The following is a 17,367-nucleotide window of genomic DNA, read 5'->3' as shown; positions in this document are numbered from 1 at the left end:
CAAACAAAGCATAAACAGCGACGATCAAGCGAGTGCCACTATGAGAGCACTCCGAAATAACGCATCAACCCAATCACCACGCTAAACGTCACAAAGGAGGCCAGCGTAGCGGCCATTAAAGCGCCTGCAGCCACGTCTGCCATGCCGTAGCGCTGGCCTAACAGCGGATAGATACTCGCCATGGGGGCGGCAGCGAAGAGAATCGCTCCCGCAAGCAGCAGTGGATCTGACGTGGGCATGATTAAAAAGGCTAGCACGATGGCCAATGGATGGAGAATGAGTTTACCCAGCACAATTTGGCTGACATCCATGACAACGCCACGTACACGAAGGCCGTAGATCGCTCCCCCTATCACAAAGAGCGCCGCTGGCCCTGCCGCGTTGGCCACCATATCAATCGACTGGGTTACTGGGCCCGGTAAACTAACGCCTGATATGGCGATCACGACACCGATGAGAATGGCCATCAAGACAGGATTTCCTATCAGCCGACTAGCCGTCTGCTTAAGCGTGCGAGCAAGACCGCCCCCCGACTGTCGTCCCATCTCTGCCAGTATCAACGCGGCGGGTATGATCAGCAGATTCTCAATAATCATACTTAGCGTCATAAAGGTGACCGCCGGTGGCCCTAACACCATTGCCGCAACAGGATAGCCGGTGAAGGCACTATTGGAGGCCGACATCCCCAGGGCAAACATCGCGCCGTTTTGCAGAGATTTTTTCTTGATAAAAACGGCTAGCCCTAAAGCCAGCGAGAAGATGATCGCCGACCCTAATCCATAGGCCAATAAATAATCGACGTTAAATACCTCCTCAAGCGGGTTTTGCGTTAGGGCACGGATCACTAGCGCAGGTAGCGCAAAGTACATCACAAAGCTGCCGACCCCCTGCATCTGCTCGCGGCTAACGATCCTCAAGCGCATAGCCACAAAGCCCATACCGATAATTAAAAAGATCGGCGTGGTGATGGCTAATATTTCAAGCATGATTGGTTCCTCTCACCCACGCTATCCCCACACACTCTCACCAACGACGATACCAACAGTGCCTCATCGCATTAGGTATAACGCGGTTATTGGACAGTCAGTGCGTTGAGCTCGTCATACAGCGCTTTGGGGAATGTAAGGCCATTGACTTGGCTTCGCGCTCTTGCCTCAAAGCGGCGCTGGGAGGGCAAACGCGCACCTTGACCCAGGATGCCCTCAAAAAGGAGTTCAGCGTGTTTGAGGTGGCTCTCTGCGTCCTTGCCCAAAAAAGCCTCTGGCGACATGGCGATAATCAGCTCGCCGTGGAAGGGCTTGCCGGTTTTCTCCGCATTCGCTGCTTGGGTTTCATGGCCTAGCAAGTCGCCAATCAGTGGGCCCGCCAGCAGCTCCACCATGGTGGAAAGTGCGGAGCCTTTATAACTACCAAAGGGCAGCATAGCCCCAGCTAGGGCTGCCACTGGATCCGTTGTCGAGTTCCCCTCGCTATCAATCGCCCACCCTTCGGGGATCGACTTACCCGCTCGTCGATGTAGCTCAATCTCGCCACGGGCGACCACGCTGGTGGCAAAATCAAACGTATAGGGCGTACTCCCTGGGCGTGGCCAAGAGAAAGCGATGGGGTTGGTGCCAAAAAGCGGCGAAGTACCACCCGCCGGAGCCACAAAGGCGTGGCTGGGCGTCATGGCCAACGCTACCAGCCCTTCTGCTGAAAGCGCTTCCACTTCGGGCCACAGGGCGGAGAAGTGAAAGCTGTTGTTAATCGCCAGCGCCGCAATTCCACTGCGTTTAGCTTTCTCAATCAAATGCGGCTTACCCATTTCAAACGACAGCAGCGAGCAGCCCTTATTGGCATTAACCTTGACGACACTGGCGGCTTGGTCAGTGATGGTCGGCTCAGCTTGGGTATCAACACCGCCGTTCAAGGCGGTTTGGACACAGCCAATGAGCCGGTATAAACCGTGTGAGTGGCACTCATCGCGTTGGGCCGCCATGACGCTACGCGTAATCGCGTCAGCGTGGGGCTGGCTAAAGCCGTTATGGGTGAGCACCTTGTGACTCAACGCTTCGGCTTGTTGTAGAGAAATAGTAATATCATCACTCATATAATCACCTAAAAAACTGTTTTTATTGATAATTTTATTAAAACTGACTTTAAAACCGCGCTAAAAAAAGCAGGCATTCAATGCCTGCTTTCGAACTTCAATAGTGAAAGTTATCTTTTACAGTTCGCGTTTGCCGTCAACTAACCGCGATACTTTCAGCAGGTTGCCCTCTTTAAGCGCCTCGGGCAGCAAGCCTTCAGGCAGGGACTGGTAACAAACCGGCCGTAGGAAGCGGTGAATGGCCGCCGAACCGACAGAGGTGGTGCGCGAATCAGACGTCGCCGGGAACGGCCCGCCGTGTACCATGGCATGGCAAACCTCGACACCGGTGGGCCAGCCATTGGCGAGAATACGTCCTGCTTTACGCTCAAGCGTAGGCATCAGCGCTTTAGCAGCATCCAGGTCGGCGTCGTCCATATGCAGCGTGGCGGTGAGCTGGCCTTCTAGCTGTTCAGCCACGCGTTTAACTTCCGCCGCATCTTGGCACTCAACCACCAGCGAGGTGGCCCCAAACACTTCCGCTTGCAGCGCGTTTGATGAGAGGAAATCGCTCGCAGAGGCAGCAAACAAACCCGTTTGGCACTGATAGTCACTGCCAGTTTGTCCGCGGGCAATTTCGCGTGCCCCGGCTGCGCCGCTTAGGCTGGTCACACCCTCTTGATAGGCACGGTGGATACCTGGCGACAGCATGGTTTGTGCACTGCTGGCTTCCACTGCACCACGTGCCGCCTCAATGAAGGCGTCCAATTCAGGGCCTTTTACCGCGATCACCAACCCGGGGTTGGTGCAGAACTGGCCCGCGCCCATATTGAGCGAACCGACAAAGGCTTCGCCCAGGTCTTTACCACGCGCTTTCAGGGCTGCGGGTAGTAAGAAGACAGGGTTAATACTGCTCATCTCAGCATAGACCGGGATCGGCTGGGGCCGTGCCTGGGCGGTTTTCATCAGCGCCATACCACCGCTACGCGAGCCGGTGAAGCCAACCGCTTGAATGCGCGGATCATCAACCAGCGCCTGACCGATTTCGTTACCAGCGCCAAACAGTAGCGAGAACACGCCCTCGGGTAAGTTACAGGCTTTCACCGCTTTTTGAATCGCCTTGCCCACAAGCTCCGAGGTACCCGGATGCGCGGAGTGACCTTTAACCACGACCGGGCAGCCAGCCGCTAGGGCTGAAGCGGTATCACCACCTGCCACCGAGAATGCTAGCGGAAAGTTGCTGGCGCCGAATACAGCGACTGGGCCCAGGGCGATATGGCGCTGACGCAGGTCGGCGCGAGGCAGCGGCTGGCGATCCGGCAGCGCAGGATCGATACGTACATCCAGCCACTCACCGGCACGTACAACTGAAGCGAATAAACGCAGTTGACCGCAGGTTCTACCCCGTTCGCCCTCGATACGCGCTTGCGGCAGGCCGGTTTCGGCCATGGCCCGCTCGATAAGCTCGCTGCCAATCGCTTCAATTTCGCTGGCGATGGTTTCTAAAAAAGTAGCGCGCTCTTCGGGCGACGTTTCGCGGTAGGTGGCGTAGGCCGTTTCAGCCAGCTCGCAGGCTTGCTCAACATGAGCTCGATTGCCGCCGACATAAATAGGTTCAAGCTTCTCGCCGGTAGCAGGGTTAACTGCTTGAATGTTGGCTTGAGTGCCGGTCACTGGTTGTTGACCGATTAAGAGGTTGCCTTCCAATGCCATGGTCGATCTCTCCTAGTAGTTTAGTAGAGCGCCATCATCGCGCGCGCCTACTTATATGAAGAATACGTTTTGTATGCTCGATTTAAATGCTGATACATCGCGGCATGAGCTGCCCGCGCATTGCGGGTCAGAATCGCCTCAAGGATGTCAGCATGCTCCTGAGCCACTTTTTCTAGATACTGATAAGTCGTTTGCGGATCTGATTCCACAGACATTAGCTTCGTCCGAGGGATAGTGCCTACGTCCCACTGCTCATAAATAGTGACAAAGGCAGGATTGTGAGTGGCCTGTGCAATGCCTGCATGAAACGCCAGATCCTCGTCGCGCGCTTGAGTGGTGTCTTTATAGGCGCGAATAAAATTTTGATGCAGCTCCTCTAAACGCTGCTTATCTTCATCATCGTGCCGGGTAGCCGCTAACGCGGCGACTTCCGGCTCGATGGCTAACCTAAGTTCAAGAATATTTAAAATATCCTCAATGGTTCTCAAACTAATTTTCTTGACGGGTTGCTGTTGCATTGGGGTGGAGCGCAATACCCGCGTTCCAATGCCGCGCCGCGTTTCAACAAGCCCCAATGACTTTAAGTGAGTGATGGCCTCTCGTATCACTGTACGACTTACTCCAAATAAGTCACACAGTGCGCCTTCGGGGGGAAGTTTGTCTCCCACAGGAACGGTTTGGTTTGCAATGATTCGTTCCAGTTGCTGGGACACCTGCTGCGATAAGCTGCCCCCATGCACCAAAGGTTCAACGCCAAAATTATTCATGCTCAACCATCTCTCATTAAATCAGTTTTCGGGCTTGTGTAACGCCCTCCCTATTGCCTAGTAGTATAGAGCATCCATAGTTACTTTTAATCATACATATGACGATCAGTCGTCAGGGTGTCCTGCAGAAGCGAACTTACCTCCCTGATAAAACACTTCCGGCGCATTCGGATCTACTTTTTCACCTTTTGCTTCGATCTCCTCACGCCATTGCTCTGAACTATGGCGGGGCTTCCAGCCTAAAAACGAAACTTGTTGATTATCCCACCACTGCTCGGCATTGTCTGAAGCCCCATAAATTATAGTATTAGCTAATTTAGGGGCATTAAAAGCACGTTCAAATAAATCTACTAAATCTTCAACGTGGAGCCATGTAGCCAGCATTCGAGCGTCAGCCGGTTTCGGAAAACATGAACCGATGCGAATACTTAATGTTTCGATACCAAATTTGTCGAAATAGAGGCTGGCAAGATCTTCACCAAAACACTTCGAAAGTCCATAAATAGAGTCAGGTCGATGCGGCACCTGCGTATCAATTTTTTCGGTGCGGGGGTAAAAACCAATCGTATGGTTAGAGCTAGCAAAAATAATTCTTGGATTGTTTAAATGGCGAGCAGCTTCATAGAGGTTGTAAGTACCGATGATGTTCGATTGCAGGATTCCCTGCCACGGTTTTTCTACCGAAACACCGCCAAGGTGGATAATGCCATCACAGCCATCTACAAGCGCTTTCACACCTTCATAATCGGCTAAATCACACGTTACGACCTCTTCATGAGGTGCCGGATTTTCAACATCTGATATGTCTGAAAGACGAACGTGTGTAGCGAGCTTGTTTAAGTAAGGACGAATGGCTTTTCCTACACCGCCTGCTGCGCCAGTCACTAATAGCCTATTCAACATACTAAACTCCTTCTCGTTTATATTTGCTGGATACCTGACAATGGATAGCAGTTTACTTATTGCTGGAAACCGTAAAGAAACGCCGGATTATTGACCAGAATTTTCTGGCGAGTCGGTTCGTCTGCCCAGCCCAGCAGGACATCAAGCTGCTCGGCATCGCTTGGATACAGAGCACGCTTTACGCCTACATGCGGCCAGTTAGATCCCCAGAGAATGCGATCAGGGGCGTGCTGGATGACCCGCCTGGCAATAGGTGCGACGTCTGCATAATCCGGGCCGCCCGTGAGGCTGGTTTCGTAGGCGCCGCAGATCTTGAACCAGGCATTGCCTTTATCGATCAGGCGCAGGATATCGTCGACGCGGCGGTCGTCGGCGGAGACCGGCTCGATGAACTTACCGATGTGATCAATAATGTAGCGCCCCTTGATCTTGTCAAGCTCGGCGTAGTAGTCAGGCAGGTCGCGACCATTGAACTGCACCATCAAGTGCCATCCCATATCCTGAATCACATCTTCGACCGCCAGCATGCGATCAATACCCACCGCCCCGCCGGGCAGTTGCATGATACGGGCGCCACGCACCCCTTTCTTGTGCAGACGTTCAAGTTCTTCTTGCGGTGTGTCGGGCGTAATGACCGCAATGGCACGCGCTACCTGCGGGCCAAACTGGTCCAATGCCTCTATTAAGGCATCGTTATTAGCCTGATAGGCATTAGGCTGGGTAATAACCACACGTTCCAATCCCAACCACTGCTGCAATGCGCGGTAGTTTTCTACCGTGGCTAATTCAGCAATTGGTGGCCCGCCTTCTTGAGCCTCAAAGCCTGGTAAAAAAAAGTGGGTATGGCAGTCCGTAGCTCCAGCAGGCGCTTTTAATTGTGGGGTTGGGCCAGTTAACGGGCGGGTATTTTCTGGAATCGACATCATAGCTCCTAAACGTGAGAAAATCTTATCTGTAGTGCCCTTAGAATCGCTTGGCAATATTAATTAAGTCTTCTAACTGAGCTCGCTCTGCATCAGTCGGCATGACCAATGGAGCACGTACCTTCCCTGCTGGTTTACCTACTAGATCAGCGCCCAATTTCACTAGGCTAACCGCATAGCCTTGCTTTCGATCTCTCAAATCGACAAACGGAATGAAGAAATCGCGAGTAATCTTCTTGACGGTTTCATGGTCACCTGCACGAAGCGCCTTGTAGAAAGTTGATGCCATTTCAGGTACAAAATTGAACACCGCCGAAGAGTAGGTATTTACGCCAATAGATAAGTAAGCTTCTGCGAATATTTCAGCGGTAGGCACACCACCAATATAAGCAAGACGATCACCGACTGTTTTAACAATTTTATTAAGGGCTTGCATATCGCCCTTACCATCTTTAAGCCCGATCAGGTTAGGGCAAGCATCAGCTAACTGCTGAACAGATGCCGCATTCATAATGCCATTACCGCGGTTGTAATAAATCACATTCAACGAAGTGCTATCACAAACTTCGCGAGCATAAGCGACCAAGCCCTCTTGCGGACACTCGGTTAGGTAAGGCGGCATCAACAAAATACCATCGGCGCCTGCTTCTTCAGCAATTTTGGCTTGTTCTTTAGCCATTTCGACGCTTTGACCCGCGCTGGCAATAATGGGTAGCTTGCCCCCGATGGTTTCAACGGCGGTGCCTACCACATCACGAAAGTCATCTACCGATAAATTGAAAAACTCACCTGTTCCCCCAGCCACAAACACGGCTGAAATTTCATGGCTAACAAACCACTTGAGGCGTGACTGATAGCTTTCGCGGTCAAAGCGCCCTTGAGCATCGAAATCCGTGACCGGAAATGACAGCAAGCCGTTGGAAATAGAGGCCAGTGTATCTTCACGAGAGAAATGCATAAGTTCTTCCTATCTAAAGTTATTTGTAATACATCATACAAGAATAGAAGAAAGCAGGAGCGGAATCAATCTTATCTCGACAAAACTGTATTGGCTCAGAATGGACGAAACCTACACGAAAGCTCCACCCCCTGCCCATGGTCGCTACCGATTAAAATCTAAAGCTGTAAGTCACTTGCACCGCATCGTTATGGTCGCCGGCATTGTAAGTCGCATCTTCACGAATTTCGTCTTTACGTTTATACGTCACTGCAAGCGCATGCGCTGGGTTAATTCGATAGCCCACCGTGAATTCATGCTCCCAGCGATCCTCCTCACCCGTATACATGCTGCCAGAGTCGCCAAGCACATATGCGTAGCTTGGATTCCAAGACAAACCAATTTGATCGGTCAAAGCGTAACTAACATAGCCATCAAAGCGGTTGACCCGAGACCGAACTCCTCCTCCTTCGCTAAACGTCTGATATTCATAGCGATAACGCACACCTACACGCCAATCATCGTTAACTCTATAGTTTAATCTCAGCATCGGACGAGCCGTCTCTTTGCCAGGGTTAAACTTGTATTCGAGCTTCGGCTGAAGAGACCAGCGGTTTGCCTCATCAAGCGAATAAGTGTAGCCAATACCAAACAAGTTTTCAGCTAACTCCGGAGAGCCACTCACCTCATCTACCCAGCGGCGCTGATGCTCAAACCCTAGTGATACTTTGTTATCAAAAACATGACCAATACCAAATTTAACTTTGTAGTCTTGGTTTTCTAAAAATGTTTGTTCATATTTAGTTGCAATAGTTGTCGTCCCTGCATAGCTGAGACTACAAAACAAAGTTGCTAGGGCTGTTACACCAGTTACCATTTTTGTATTGTTCATAAATCACCTTATTATTAAATATTTTTTGTTAGGACACACTGCTCAACGGTTATCTAGTTTTTTAACACCCCCTTCTTCATGTAGGACTTATAACATATTACTTTTAAAGGCACTCCCATAGAAATCTTTCTCCGAGAGTGCCTTTTAGCTTCTCACTTATTTATAAGCTACTTGAGCGTCAGCATCTGCTAATTCCATGGCACGCTTACTTGACCGCGCCGCGAGGAGCATAAGCACTGCAGGGATCATTAACAGAGCACCACAGAGAAGCATGATTAAGCGGCCATTTGTAGAGTTAGGTAGTAGCGATAATCCCATGACCATGATGCTGCCGATAAGAATTAGGCGCCCCAGTATAATTTTCTGTCCGTAATCAATCGCATCAGCCGCGTCGTCAGCCTCATCGCTGCCTACAGGCGTTTCCCAGCGCTGCCACATTTCATGGCGTTCTGCTGCACGTTCGGTAGATTGAGCGTTAGGCTTATAAAAAAGCGTGCTCAACATAAAGAAACCACCGGTTATCACCGCATGGGCGCCGATGGCAAATGCCACCCGAAAGTCAGACCACTCGCGAGGGGAAATTTCAATTCCCAGCACACTGTTGACGAGCTCAGGGCTCAACCAAGCACCTACCCCGTAGGAAACTATACAACCGACAACCAGGGTGCCCCACCCAGACCAGTCTGGCGTTTTGCGAATAATCATGCCCAACATAGCTGGGATAGTGATTGGGAAGGTAATCAAGGCGCTGGCAGTCAATAATATTTCAAACAAACTCATGCTTTTTAATGAGTTGATAAACAGACTGATACCAATGATTAACACCCCAAAGCCCAGTGTAACGAACCGAGAAACCAGCATCATTTCTCGCTCGGTAGCATGCGGTTTGATGATGGTTAGGTAGAAGTTGCGTACAAAAAAACCTGCATTGCGATTCAACCCAGAATCCATTGAAGACATGCTGGCAGCAAACATGGCAGCCATTAAGAGTCCTAACATACCGGCCGGCATATACTCACTGACAAAGCCAACAAACACTGCTTCATTGGCACTGGCACCCAATGCGGTGAAATTTTGAGCAAAATCAGGGCTGTAAGCATGCATAAACCAAGCGGGGAAGAACCAGATGATCGGCCCTACCAGTGCAAGACAAAGCGTAAACAGGGCACCATAGCGCGCATTTTTACTATTTTTTGCGCACATATAACGATAGCCATTAAGCGTATTATTCATCATGAATATTTGCTTAATGATCAGCATAAACACCCAAAAACCAAACAGCCACGCATAGCCATAGCCACTGCCAGTCAAAAACTCACCATCGTAGCTGGAGACAATATGGCCAATACTTTCCGTGTTGCCCCAGGCAACAATAAAGCAAACGAAAGTGACCGACATGATAATCAGCATCTGTACATAATCAGAGGCGACAACAGCCCAAGCCCCACCGGTAACAGACATCGCTACAACGGCAATACCGGTTAGCAAAATCACTGTCTCAAGCGGTACGTTGAATACAGCAGAGGTAATGATAGCCAGCGCACTTAACCATGTCGCTGCGGACACAAGCCCGTCAAACATACTGAACCAAATAAAAGTCTGCTCACTTGGCTTGCCATAGCGCATTCTCAATGCTTCTGCAGCCGTCACAACCCGCAATTGCCGGAAGCGTGGCGCAAAATATACATAGTTTAGAAAGTAGCCCGCGGCGTTAGCCATGAAAAGAAAAACGATCGCAAAGCCACTCATATAAGCTTGAGAGGCCGCCCCCGTAAACGTCCACGCCGAGAACTGTGTCATAAAGGCTGTCGAACCGACTAACCACCACAGCATATTACCGCCGCCCCGGAAGTAGTCACTGGTATTGGCATTAAACTTCTTAAATACCCAGCCAATCACGATTAAGAAAACCAGGTAAATCAGTATTACCCAAACATCAATGCTCATAAAACACCTCGTTATACTTTATTATTGGAATATCGGCTCTGCCGAATGGTTATAAGAAAGCTGGCTATTTTAAATATACGCCTCGTAAACTATGCATTAGCAATGCTGATTTAATAATGCTCTAACGTATTGTCTTTTATATAGCTGAAATTGATATCCTCACCTAAACCAGGGCGTTCAGGCATGTGAACATAGCCGTTGTTATCCATTTCATCGGCAATTGAGTTAAGGTATCCAGGCGCTTCATCGTATTCCATGTGTGGATGGAGCAGGCCACGCTCGTACCACTGGCAATTAGTAATAGCGCCCACGACGGCTAAATTGGCAGCGCCATTACCATGTATCTCACAATCCATACCAAAAGCTTCAGCCAAATGGGCCACTTTCAGACACGGGGTAATACCGCCACCGTTGGCCACACCTGCCCGCAAAATGTCACAAGCATTATACTGAACCCAACTAGCACGACTATGGTGTTTTCCCGCTATGGTTTCGGGCCCAATAACAGGCACGTCAACGCGTTGAGTCAGCCAGCGATAAGACTCCATTGAGTCTTCAACCATAGGCTCTTCGAACCAGGCAAAATCTAAGCGAGAAAGCGCGCGGCCAATTTTTAAAGCATCTGTACGGTTATACCAATGATAGCCATCTAACATCAGCGCAATACTCGGCCCAACGGCTTCACGGACGGCCTCACAGGCACGAATATCCATTTCAACACTGGGGGCAAAGCTAACAGGGGGCATCCAAGTATGAAGCTTGATTCCCTTATAGCCGCGTGCCACTAGTTTTTCAGCGAACTGAGCGTATTCATCTGGTGTGGAAAGCCCGCCTTGCGCTTCATCACCGCACATGGTGCTGGCATAAGCTTTTACTTTATCGCGAGCACCACCAAGCAGCTGATAAACAGGAACATTGAGTTGCCGTCCAGCTAAGTCCCATACCGCCTGATCGAGAATCGCCATTGCACGGTCAGTTAACTGTGCACCACTGCCGCGCTGTCGAAGCCAAAGATCCTGCCATATTTGCTCTCGAGCATGAACGGACTTGCCGATGGCCGCCTTTTTAAAATACTGCTCGACCACATAAGAACGAATGAGCTCCGGCGGGGCAAAAGCATAGCCTTGAGCACCATCTTCCGCCGTTACACTAAGCATGGCGATGCGGGCCTCACTAGGGTGGCCAGCATGCGCATGACCAGCACTATCACGGGCCAAATTTGACTCGTAGCGGATAACGTCTACAGCAACATTTTCAATTCTCATCGTGCTTTAGCTCCTATTGAGTCGTCTTTAGGTGTCCATCAAACATCGACATTCAAGGTAATACATAATATGTTTAATATTAGAAGCACACGTTTTGAACAGCAACATAGACAATGGTATGAGGTATACCTAAGACTAACCTAGTTTCTAATACAAAAAATATACTTTAAAAGTCTTCTATTTACGCTAAATATTTATATTTTACATGGAGTTAAATATCATGCTAGCAAACCAGACATTGTATGTCGGCTGCGCACTTAGCGGCGAAATCTACACCATCAATCTATCTCTCATTACTGGAGAACTTGTCTATCAAGATAACACGCGTTTACCTAGCCTAGACAAGCCCGGCGGCGCCATGCCACTGGCTCTATCACGAGACCGAACCACGCTATATGCCGTTTCCAGAGGTGAACCCTTTTTTATTAGCGCCTTTGATCTCGACCCTCAAGGCAGCCTGTCTCATCTTGGTAACACACTGATTGATAAAAACTTAGCCTATCTACAGACTGATATTGACGATAAATATCTCCTTACGGCTTCGTTCATTGATCATCAGGTAGCTGTGTACCCAATCCAAGCTGACCGTTGCGTTGGGAGTCGGACACATTGCATTGAAAAAATCCCGAATGCTCACATGCTAGCCATGGGGCCTGATAACAAGACCGTTTTGGGTACCGGGCTGGGCGAAGATATTATTTATCATTGGCAATGGGCGCCCTCACAGCATGACGATCATACTTTGCCACCTATGCATTATATTGATCGGCTTAAGCTAGCCACAGGAACAGGGCCCAGGCATATCGCCTATCATCCGAATCAATCCATTGCGTATGTGATTGGCGAACGTAACGGTACTATTAATGCTATAGGATACGATGAATTAGGGTTACGTCGCCTCCAAATGGTTGATTTACCTAACCAATTGGAGCCCTTTCAAGCAGCTGATATCCATATTACCCCCGATGCTCGCTTTTTATACACTTCGGAAAAAGCTACCTCAACGCTGCATTTATTTGACGTACAGTCTGATGGGAGGCTCACGTTTGTCGCCCAATTTCCTACCGAAAACCGCCCCCGAGGTTTTGCTATTACCTCTGATGGCAACTATTTAGTAGCCGCTGGGCAGTATTCTCATCACATCGCCAGCTACCGCATCGATAATGAAACGGGAAATCTTAATTTAATCAGCCGCTTACCCGTCGGAAAAAGCCCTGATTGGGTTGCAGTGCTGTAAACCTAAGCCTTGCGGATAGCGACCCTAATGGAGGAAGTTATATGCTGGACGGGTTATATACCTCTTGACGACAAACATACTATGTATCATATTTAAGAATGTTTATTCAGTGGAATTAGGAAGTAGCCAGCCGGCTGCTCGTTAAAATAATGATAATGAACACAAGGGCTAAGCATGCGTAAAATTATAGCGGTTGCATTAACGACAATGACGCCTGTCTTGGGTGCTTCGTTAGGGCATGCCTCTACCGAAGCGCCCGAGCTCACTTGGCAAAGTATAACTTTCGGCCAATCAACAGACTTGAATTTTGGATCGACCATCCTGCCGGAGAAAGTAGGCACTAACGAAGTCACGATTGATGGCCAGCCTATTTCCGCTGGCCCGTTGGTCGATCACGCGACAATCGAAAGCCGAGGCGGCAAATTGGCCAACTCCCATGAAGGGGGTACGTTTTATTACACCACCCTGCCTACCGATATGAACTTCACCCTGACAGCTACACTAGCGTTAGAGCAGTTGGGGCCTGAAACAGGCGCAACACCGAACCGACAGGAAGGCGCGGGGCTTATGGTTCGCGACGTTCTAGGCGCACCGCGTGCCAATCCTCAACCCTTAGGCCATGAGGAATTTCCGGCTGCGTCTAACATGGTGATGAATTTACTGCGTTCACACACGCGAGAGAACGATGGGTTAATGAATGCAACAGCCACTTATCGGGAAGGCATTCAGGATCCATGGGGAAACCCTGGCAACTTATTAAGTAAAGAAGATTATGTAGAAGGTGCTTCCTACGGCGCCGAGCAACCTTATCGCATGACACTGACGCGCAGCAATGAACACTTTATCGTCACCATGAATAATGGTCAGCAGTTGTATAACCACGAGCTAACTCAAGCCCCAGCAAACCTTGTAGAAATTCAAGACCCAGATCACCAATATGTGGGATTTTTTGCCGCGCGTAATGCGCGTCTGCATATTTCCGATATCCACATTGAGCTAAGTGACGCTAATACCCAAAAAGCCAATGCTTATCAAGCACCAGAAAACCCACTTGTATGGTCATTGGCATCGCCAGACGTTGCCAGCACGCCCGATTATACTCTTCAGGCACTTGCTAATTATGATGGAGAGTTCCGCGTTTCTCAGGCTGGACAGCCGCTTGGCGACGCACAACAAGTTAAAGCAGGTGACTTATTCAGCCTTTCTCTACAGATCACTGAGCCCGCTGATTTTTTAGTGACTTTTCAGCCAACCCAAGGGCCAGAATCAGAAGAGCAGAGCAAAAAACTATCGCTCAGGCCATCAGCAGTAGCAGATCCTTTTAATATCTATGTATCTACCGATGGCAGCCCTGGGCAGGCTGGTGATCAGGCAAATCCTATCGACCTCGCCTCGGCGATCACCCATTTAGCGCCTGGCGGCACCCTCTATTTGGCTAGTGGCGATTACGGTGCCGTTGAAATCCCACTTGCAGCCAGTGGCTCACCGGGTAATTTAAAACGGTTAACAGGTGAAGGGGCTGATGTACGTTTTACAGGGATGGTTTCGCACAATGCCAACTATTGGCAATTAGATCACCTAGAAGTCGCAGGCGAGCGTCTGATTGTGCATGGAAGCCATAATGTCTTCGAGCATATCGTGACCCACAGCGCGCCGGACACCGGCTTTCAGATTACCTCCCCCGACAACGTTGGCCGCCCGCTGTGGGCAAGCTATAACACGGTGCGTCATAGCGAAAGCTACAACAACGAGGACTCATCAGGCATCAACGCCGACGGCTTTGCCGCCAAGATGCGCATCGGTGAAGGCAACTCGTTCGATCAATGTCTCTCGCACCACAATATTGACGACGGATGGGATCTGTTCAACAAGGTCGAGGACGGCCCCAACGGCGCCGTTACCATTACCAACTCCATCGCCTTCAACAATGGCCAAACGCTGAATACCCAGCCGACAGGCGGCAACCTGGGTAATGGCTTCAAGCTGGGCGGCGAAGGCCTGCCCGTTGCTCATACCGTGGAGGGCAATCTATCGTTCAACAATGGCATGGACGGCTTCACCGACAACTTCAACTCGGGTGCCCTATCCATCATCAATAACGTGGCCATCGATAACCACCGTTTCAACTTTATTGTTCGTCAAAGCCCCTATGGTGACCAACTGGCTTCCGCCCGGCTAGCGGGTAACGTATCGCTGCGCCTGGAGAGCGAAAGCGACTACCTGGATAGCGTCCATGGCGATATCAGTGATGATAACTGGTTTATCCAGGATGAAAACACGCAGACATCCTCGTCGCACTACGACGAAGAAACGCTGGCTGAGATCAAAGCGCTACTTCAACAGCAGGCCAACACTGAAAGTGAGCGTCGCGAGCAGGCACTGACCCTTCAAAAGCTAGTGTTCAATTAATCAAGGTTGGGGTTGAGTGCTTGAGGTGAAGATTGGCCTTGAGCACTCTTTTTTAAGCTTAACCTTTTGAAAAATAGTTCTTAATGACATATAGCTCTTGATGAACACTTTTCAAGCACCCACTACGCAGCATCAAATACAGCTAACAATGCAAACGCAAAGAATGACATCCGCATGGAAGGTATTGGCCCTGTGCGGTGTGATGAGCACAGGAGTCGTCATGGCCGAGACACTGCAGCATGAAGCGGTGCTACCGCTCTGGAACGAGCGCCCTACAGGCACACCAGTTGACTTGGCGCCCGTGGTGGAAGAGCGCTCCAATAACCTGTTCCGCGCAGATCGCGCGCTTACCGGCATTGCCGCGCCCAGTATCACCGCCTGGGTGCCGGAACACCCCAACGGCACCTCTATCATTATTGCCCCAGGCGGCTCTTACCGTCGGGTAGTGCTAGACAAAGAAGGCATCGAAATTGCCAGGGCACTGGCACCGTACGGGGTTACTAGTTTTCTTCTGACCTATCGCCTGCCCGGTGAGGGGCACGCCAACCGCGCAGAGGCACCGCTGGCCGATGCACAGCGTGCGATGCGCCTGGTGCGCGGGCATGCTGGCGAGTGGGGCCTGGATCCTGAACGAATCGGTTTCCTAGGGTTCTCGGCTGCGGGCCACCTTGGCGCATCGCTTGCCACAGGATACGACAGAGCGGCTTATCAAGCCGATAACGATGAGCAGAGCATCTCCGCCCGGCCAAACTTTGTCGCCCTGGTTTACCCGGTTGTCACCATGCAGGATGAAGGCGTTCACGAAGGCTCACGCACTGCCCTTTTAGGCGATAGCCCATCGTTGCAGCACAAGTGTGAATACTCTCCTGAAGAACACGTAAGTGCCGATGCACCGGAAACGTTTATGGTGCTCGCTGACGACGACCCTTCAGTACCGCCCGCCAATGCTGTGGCCTTTTACAGCGCACTTCATGCGGCGGGCGTGAAAGCTGAGTTACACATCTTCCGCGACGGCGGCCATGGCTTTGGCATTGAAGGCGCCCAGAACAAGCCAGTGGCCGCCTGGCCGCAGCTGTTAGCGCAGTGGATGAGGCAGATTGGCGTCATGCCTGGCCTGGAGAAGCAGGGTAAGAGCCTAATCACTTTGCTTTCAAGGCAAAGGCAGAAAGCGCATCGCGATTAATTTCAATACCCAAACCCGGGCCATCAGGGATCGTCATCACGCCCTGGTTATGTTCTAGGGGCGTTTGAACAATAGCCTGGCGGAAGGGGTTCTCGGTGCGATCGAACTCCATAATGGGTTCAATAGGCTTGCGGCGCGGCGGGTTGGGCGGCAGCCCAGCCATAAACTGCAAGCTTGCTGCCAAACACACCGCTGTACCCCATACGTGGGGCACCAACCGCACGCCGTGCATGGCCGCCATATCAGCGACCCGACGCATTTCGCTAAAACCACCTACGCCACAAATATCCGGTTGCACGATATCTACCGCACGACGGGACAACGGCGCCTGCATGGCATAGCGACCGTGCCAGTTTTCACCACTGGCAACGGGGATCGGCTGACCAGCGCGAACGGCTTCGTAGGTAGAAATTTGCTCTGGCAACACAGGCTCTTCAAACCAGTCGATACCAAACGGTGCGGCGCGCTGCCCTAGCTCAATGGCTTCCAGGTAGTCATACCCGTGATTGGCATCGATCATCATGCGCATATCCGGCCCAATGGCCTCACGCACGGCGGCAATCACTTCCAGATCTTCCTCAACGTCGAAGCCGATTTTAATCTTGACGGCGTGAAAACCTTCACGGCGATAGCCTGCCACTTCGGCGGCAATATCGGTTACCCGATCAACTCCAGCCCGGGCGAACGAACCGGTTGCATAAGCACGTACGCTTTCACGGAAGCGCCCGCCCAGCAGTGTTGAGATCGGCATGCCAAAGTGCTTGCCTTTGATATCCCACAACGCAATATCAATACCGCTCAAGGCCGTCACGGTTAAGCCGCGCTGGCCTTGGTCGCGTAATCGGTTATAGAGCATTAACCAAATTTTTTCCGTTTGCAGCGGGTCTTCGCCTATTAGTGACTGGGCGTAGACCTCCACAATCGAAGCGTTAGGCTTAGCCGGCCCTAAGCACTCGCCCCAGCCAATGGTGCCATCATCGCAGACGACTTCGACTAGGCAGTGTTGGCGGCGCGAAAAGTGCATTGAGGCACTCTCAAACGCGGTCTCAAGTTGGTAATCAAGTATATGGGTATTTACCGCGACAACTTTCATAGATGATCAGTCCCTTTAGCAGCTTCGTTA

14 protein-coding genes are annotated in these 17,367 nt (G+C 50.8%); 3 read left to right on the top strand and 11 right to left on the bottom strand.

The window, feature by feature from the left end; all coding sequences use genetic code 11:
- Window positions 1-38 precede the first annotated feature (38 nt).
- From A6R74_RS19900 to A6R74_RS19855, 10 genes are all read right to left on the bottom strand, one after another.
- On the bottom strand, window positions 39-986 hold the full coding sequence (locus A6R74_RS19900; protein WP_064236198.1) for an AEC family transporter: 948 nt from the start codon (window positions 984-986) through the stop codon (window positions 39-41).
- Window positions 987-1,072: 86 nt separating this feature from the next.
- Entirely contained in the window at window positions 1,073-2,089 is a 1,017-nt protein-coding gene (locus A6R74_RS19895) for an Ldh family oxidoreductase (RefSeq protein ID WP_064236197.1), read from the bottom strand.
- Window positions 2,090-2,206: 117 nt separating this feature from the next.
- Entirely contained in the window at window positions 2,207-3,781 is a 1,575-nt protein-coding gene (locus tag A6R74_RS19890; protein ID WP_064236196.1) for an aldehyde dehydrogenase (NADP(+)), read from the bottom strand.
- Window positions 3,782-3,828: 47 nt separating this feature from the next.
- A complete protein-coding gene (locus tag A6R74_RS19885; protein WP_064236195.1) occupies window positions 3,829-4,548 on the bottom strand; it encodes a FadR/GntR family transcriptional regulator in 720 nt (239 codons plus the stop codon).
- A gap of 105 nt (window positions 4,549-4,653) precedes the next feature.
- Entirely contained in the window at window positions 4,654-5,451 is a 798-nt protein-coding gene (locus tag A6R74_RS19880; RefSeq protein ID WP_064236194.1) for an NAD-dependent epimerase/dehydratase family protein, read from the bottom strand.
- Between the two features lie 56 nt (window positions 5,452-5,507).
- The gene (locus tag A6R74_RS19875) at window positions 5,508-6,374 is read right to left on the bottom strand and encodes an amidohydrolase family protein (protein WP_082906762.1); all 867 of its coding nucleotides are present in this window, start codon (window positions 6,372-6,374) and stop codon (window positions 5,508-5,510) included.
- A 40-nt stretch (window positions 6,375-6,414) separates the two neighbouring features.
- Window positions 6,415-7,332, bottom strand: a complete 918-nt coding sequence (gene kdgD, locus A6R74_RS19870; protein ID WP_064236192.1) for a 5-dehydro-4-deoxyglucarate dehydratase — start codon at window positions 7,330-7,332, stop codon at window positions 6,415-6,417.
- Window positions 7,333-7,483: 151 nt separating this feature from the next.
- Window positions 7,484-8,203: an oligogalacturonate-specific porin KdgM family protein gene (locus A6R74_RS19865; RefSeq protein WP_064236191.1), complete on the bottom strand. Its 720-nt coding sequence runs from the start codon at window positions 8,201-8,203 to the stop codon at window positions 7,484-7,486.
- Window positions 8,204-8,359: 156 nt separating this feature from the next.
- Window positions 8,360-10,102 carry a sodium:solute symporter family transporter gene (locus tag A6R74_RS19860; protein ID WP_240488279.1) on the bottom strand — a complete coding sequence of 581 codons (1,743 nt, stop codon included), beginning with the start codon at window positions 10,100-10,102 and terminating at the stop codon, window positions 8,360-8,362.
- 158 nt (window positions 10,103-10,260) lie between these two features.
- Window positions 10,261-11,415, bottom strand: a complete 1,155-nt coding sequence (locus A6R74_RS19855) for a mandelate racemase family protein (protein WP_064236189.1) — start codon at window positions 11,413-11,415, stop codon at window positions 10,261-10,263.
- 220 nt (window positions 11,416-11,635) lie between these two features.
- Between A6R74_RS19855 and A6R74_RS19850 the strand changes: the two genes are divergently transcribed.
- The 3 genes from A6R74_RS19850 (at window position 11,636) to A6R74_RS19840 (ending at window position 16,244) form a co-directional block, all read left to right on the top strand.
- Window positions 11,636-12,652 (top strand): lactonase family protein, encoded by a 1,017-nt coding sequence (locus A6R74_RS19850; RefSeq protein WP_064236188.1) that lies wholly within the window; start codon window positions 11,636-11,638, stop codon window positions 12,650-12,652.
- A 174-nt stretch (window positions 12,653-12,826) separates the two neighbouring features.
- Window positions 12,827-15,061 carry a right-handed parallel beta-helix repeat-containing protein gene (locus tag A6R74_RS19845; RefSeq protein WP_064236187.1) on the top strand — a complete coding sequence of 745 codons (2,235 nt, stop codon included), beginning with the start codon at window positions 12,827-12,829 and terminating at the stop codon, window positions 15,059-15,061.
- 220 nt (window positions 15,062-15,281) lie between these two features.
- Window positions 15,282-16,244 carry an alpha/beta hydrolase gene (locus tag A6R74_RS19840; RefSeq protein WP_064236186.1) on the top strand — a complete coding sequence of 321 codons (963 nt, stop codon included), beginning with the start codon at window positions 15,282-15,284 and terminating at the stop codon, window positions 16,242-16,244.
- Here A6R74_RS19840 and A6R74_RS19835 read toward each other — a convergent pair.
- Window positions 16,201-17,337: a mandelate racemase/muconate lactonizing enzyme family protein gene (locus A6R74_RS19835; protein ID WP_064236185.1), complete on the bottom strand. Its 1,137-nt coding sequence runs from the start codon at window positions 17,335-17,337 to the stop codon at window positions 16,201-16,203. The genes A6R74_RS19840 and A6R74_RS19835 overlap by 44 nt on opposite strands.
- Window positions 17,338-17,367 lie beyond the last annotated feature (30 nt).

This window comes from Halomonas sp. ALS9, from assembly GCF_001651035.1.
GTDB lineage: Bacteria > Pseudomonadota > Gammaproteobacteria > Pseudomonadales > Halomonadaceae > Vreelandella.
Note: the sequence above shows the minus strand (reverse complement) of the source record. Positions and strands in the feature narration are given on the sequence as shown.

Excerpts from the sequence above, each read along its gene's own strand:
- A6R74_RS19845 (WP_064236187.1), top strand. The coding sequence starts at position 12,827 with ATGCGTAAAATTATAGCGGTTGCATTAACGACAATGACGCCTGTCTTG.
- A6R74_RS19835 (WP_064236185.1), bottom strand. The coding sequence starts at position 17,337 with ATGAAAGTTGTCGCGGTAAATACCCATATACTTGATTACCAACTTGAG.
- A6R74_RS19880 (WP_064236194.1), bottom strand. The coding sequence starts at position 5,451 with ATGTTGAATAGGCTATTAGTGACTGGCGCAGCAGGCGGTGTAGGAAAA.
- A6R74_RS19855 (WP_064236189.1), bottom strand. The coding sequence starts at position 11,415 with ATGAGAATTGAAAATGTTGCTGTAGACGTTATCCGCTACGAGTCAAAT.
- A6R74_RS19900 (WP_064236198.1), bottom strand. The coding sequence starts at position 986 with ATGCTTGAAATATTAGCCATCACCACGCCGATCTTTTTAATTATCGGT.
- A6R74_RS19865 (WP_064236191.1), bottom strand. The coding sequence starts at position 8,203 with ATGAACAATACAAAAATGGTAACTGGTGTAACAGCCCTAGCAACTTTG.
- A6R74_RS19890 (WP_064236196.1), bottom strand. The coding sequence starts at position 3,781 with ATGGCATTGGAAGGCAACCTCTTAATCGGTCAACAACCAGTGACCGGC.
- kdgD (WP_064236192.1), bottom strand. The coding sequence starts at position 7,332 with ATGCATTTCTCTCGTGAAGATACACTGGCCTCTATTTCCAACGGCTTG.
- A6R74_RS19895 (WP_064236197.1), bottom strand. The coding sequence starts at position 2,089 with ATGAGTGATGATATTACTATTTCTCTACAACAAGCCGAAGCGTTGAGT.
- A6R74_RS19885 (WP_064236195.1), bottom strand. The coding sequence starts at position 4,548 with ATGAATAATTTTGGCGTTGAACCTTTGGTGCATGGGGGCAGCTTATCG.
- A6R74_RS19840 (WP_064236186.1), top strand. The coding sequence starts at position 15,282 with ATGGCCGAGACACTGCAGCATGAAGCGGTGCTACCGCTCTGGAACGAG.
- A6R74_RS19850 (WP_064236188.1), top strand. The coding sequence starts at position 11,636 with ATGCTAGCAAACCAGACATTGTATGTCGGCTGCGCACTTAGCGGCGAA.
- A6R74_RS19875 (WP_082906762.1), bottom strand. The coding sequence starts at position 6,374 with ATGTCGATTCCAGAAAATACCCGCCCGTTAACTGGCCCAACCCCACAA.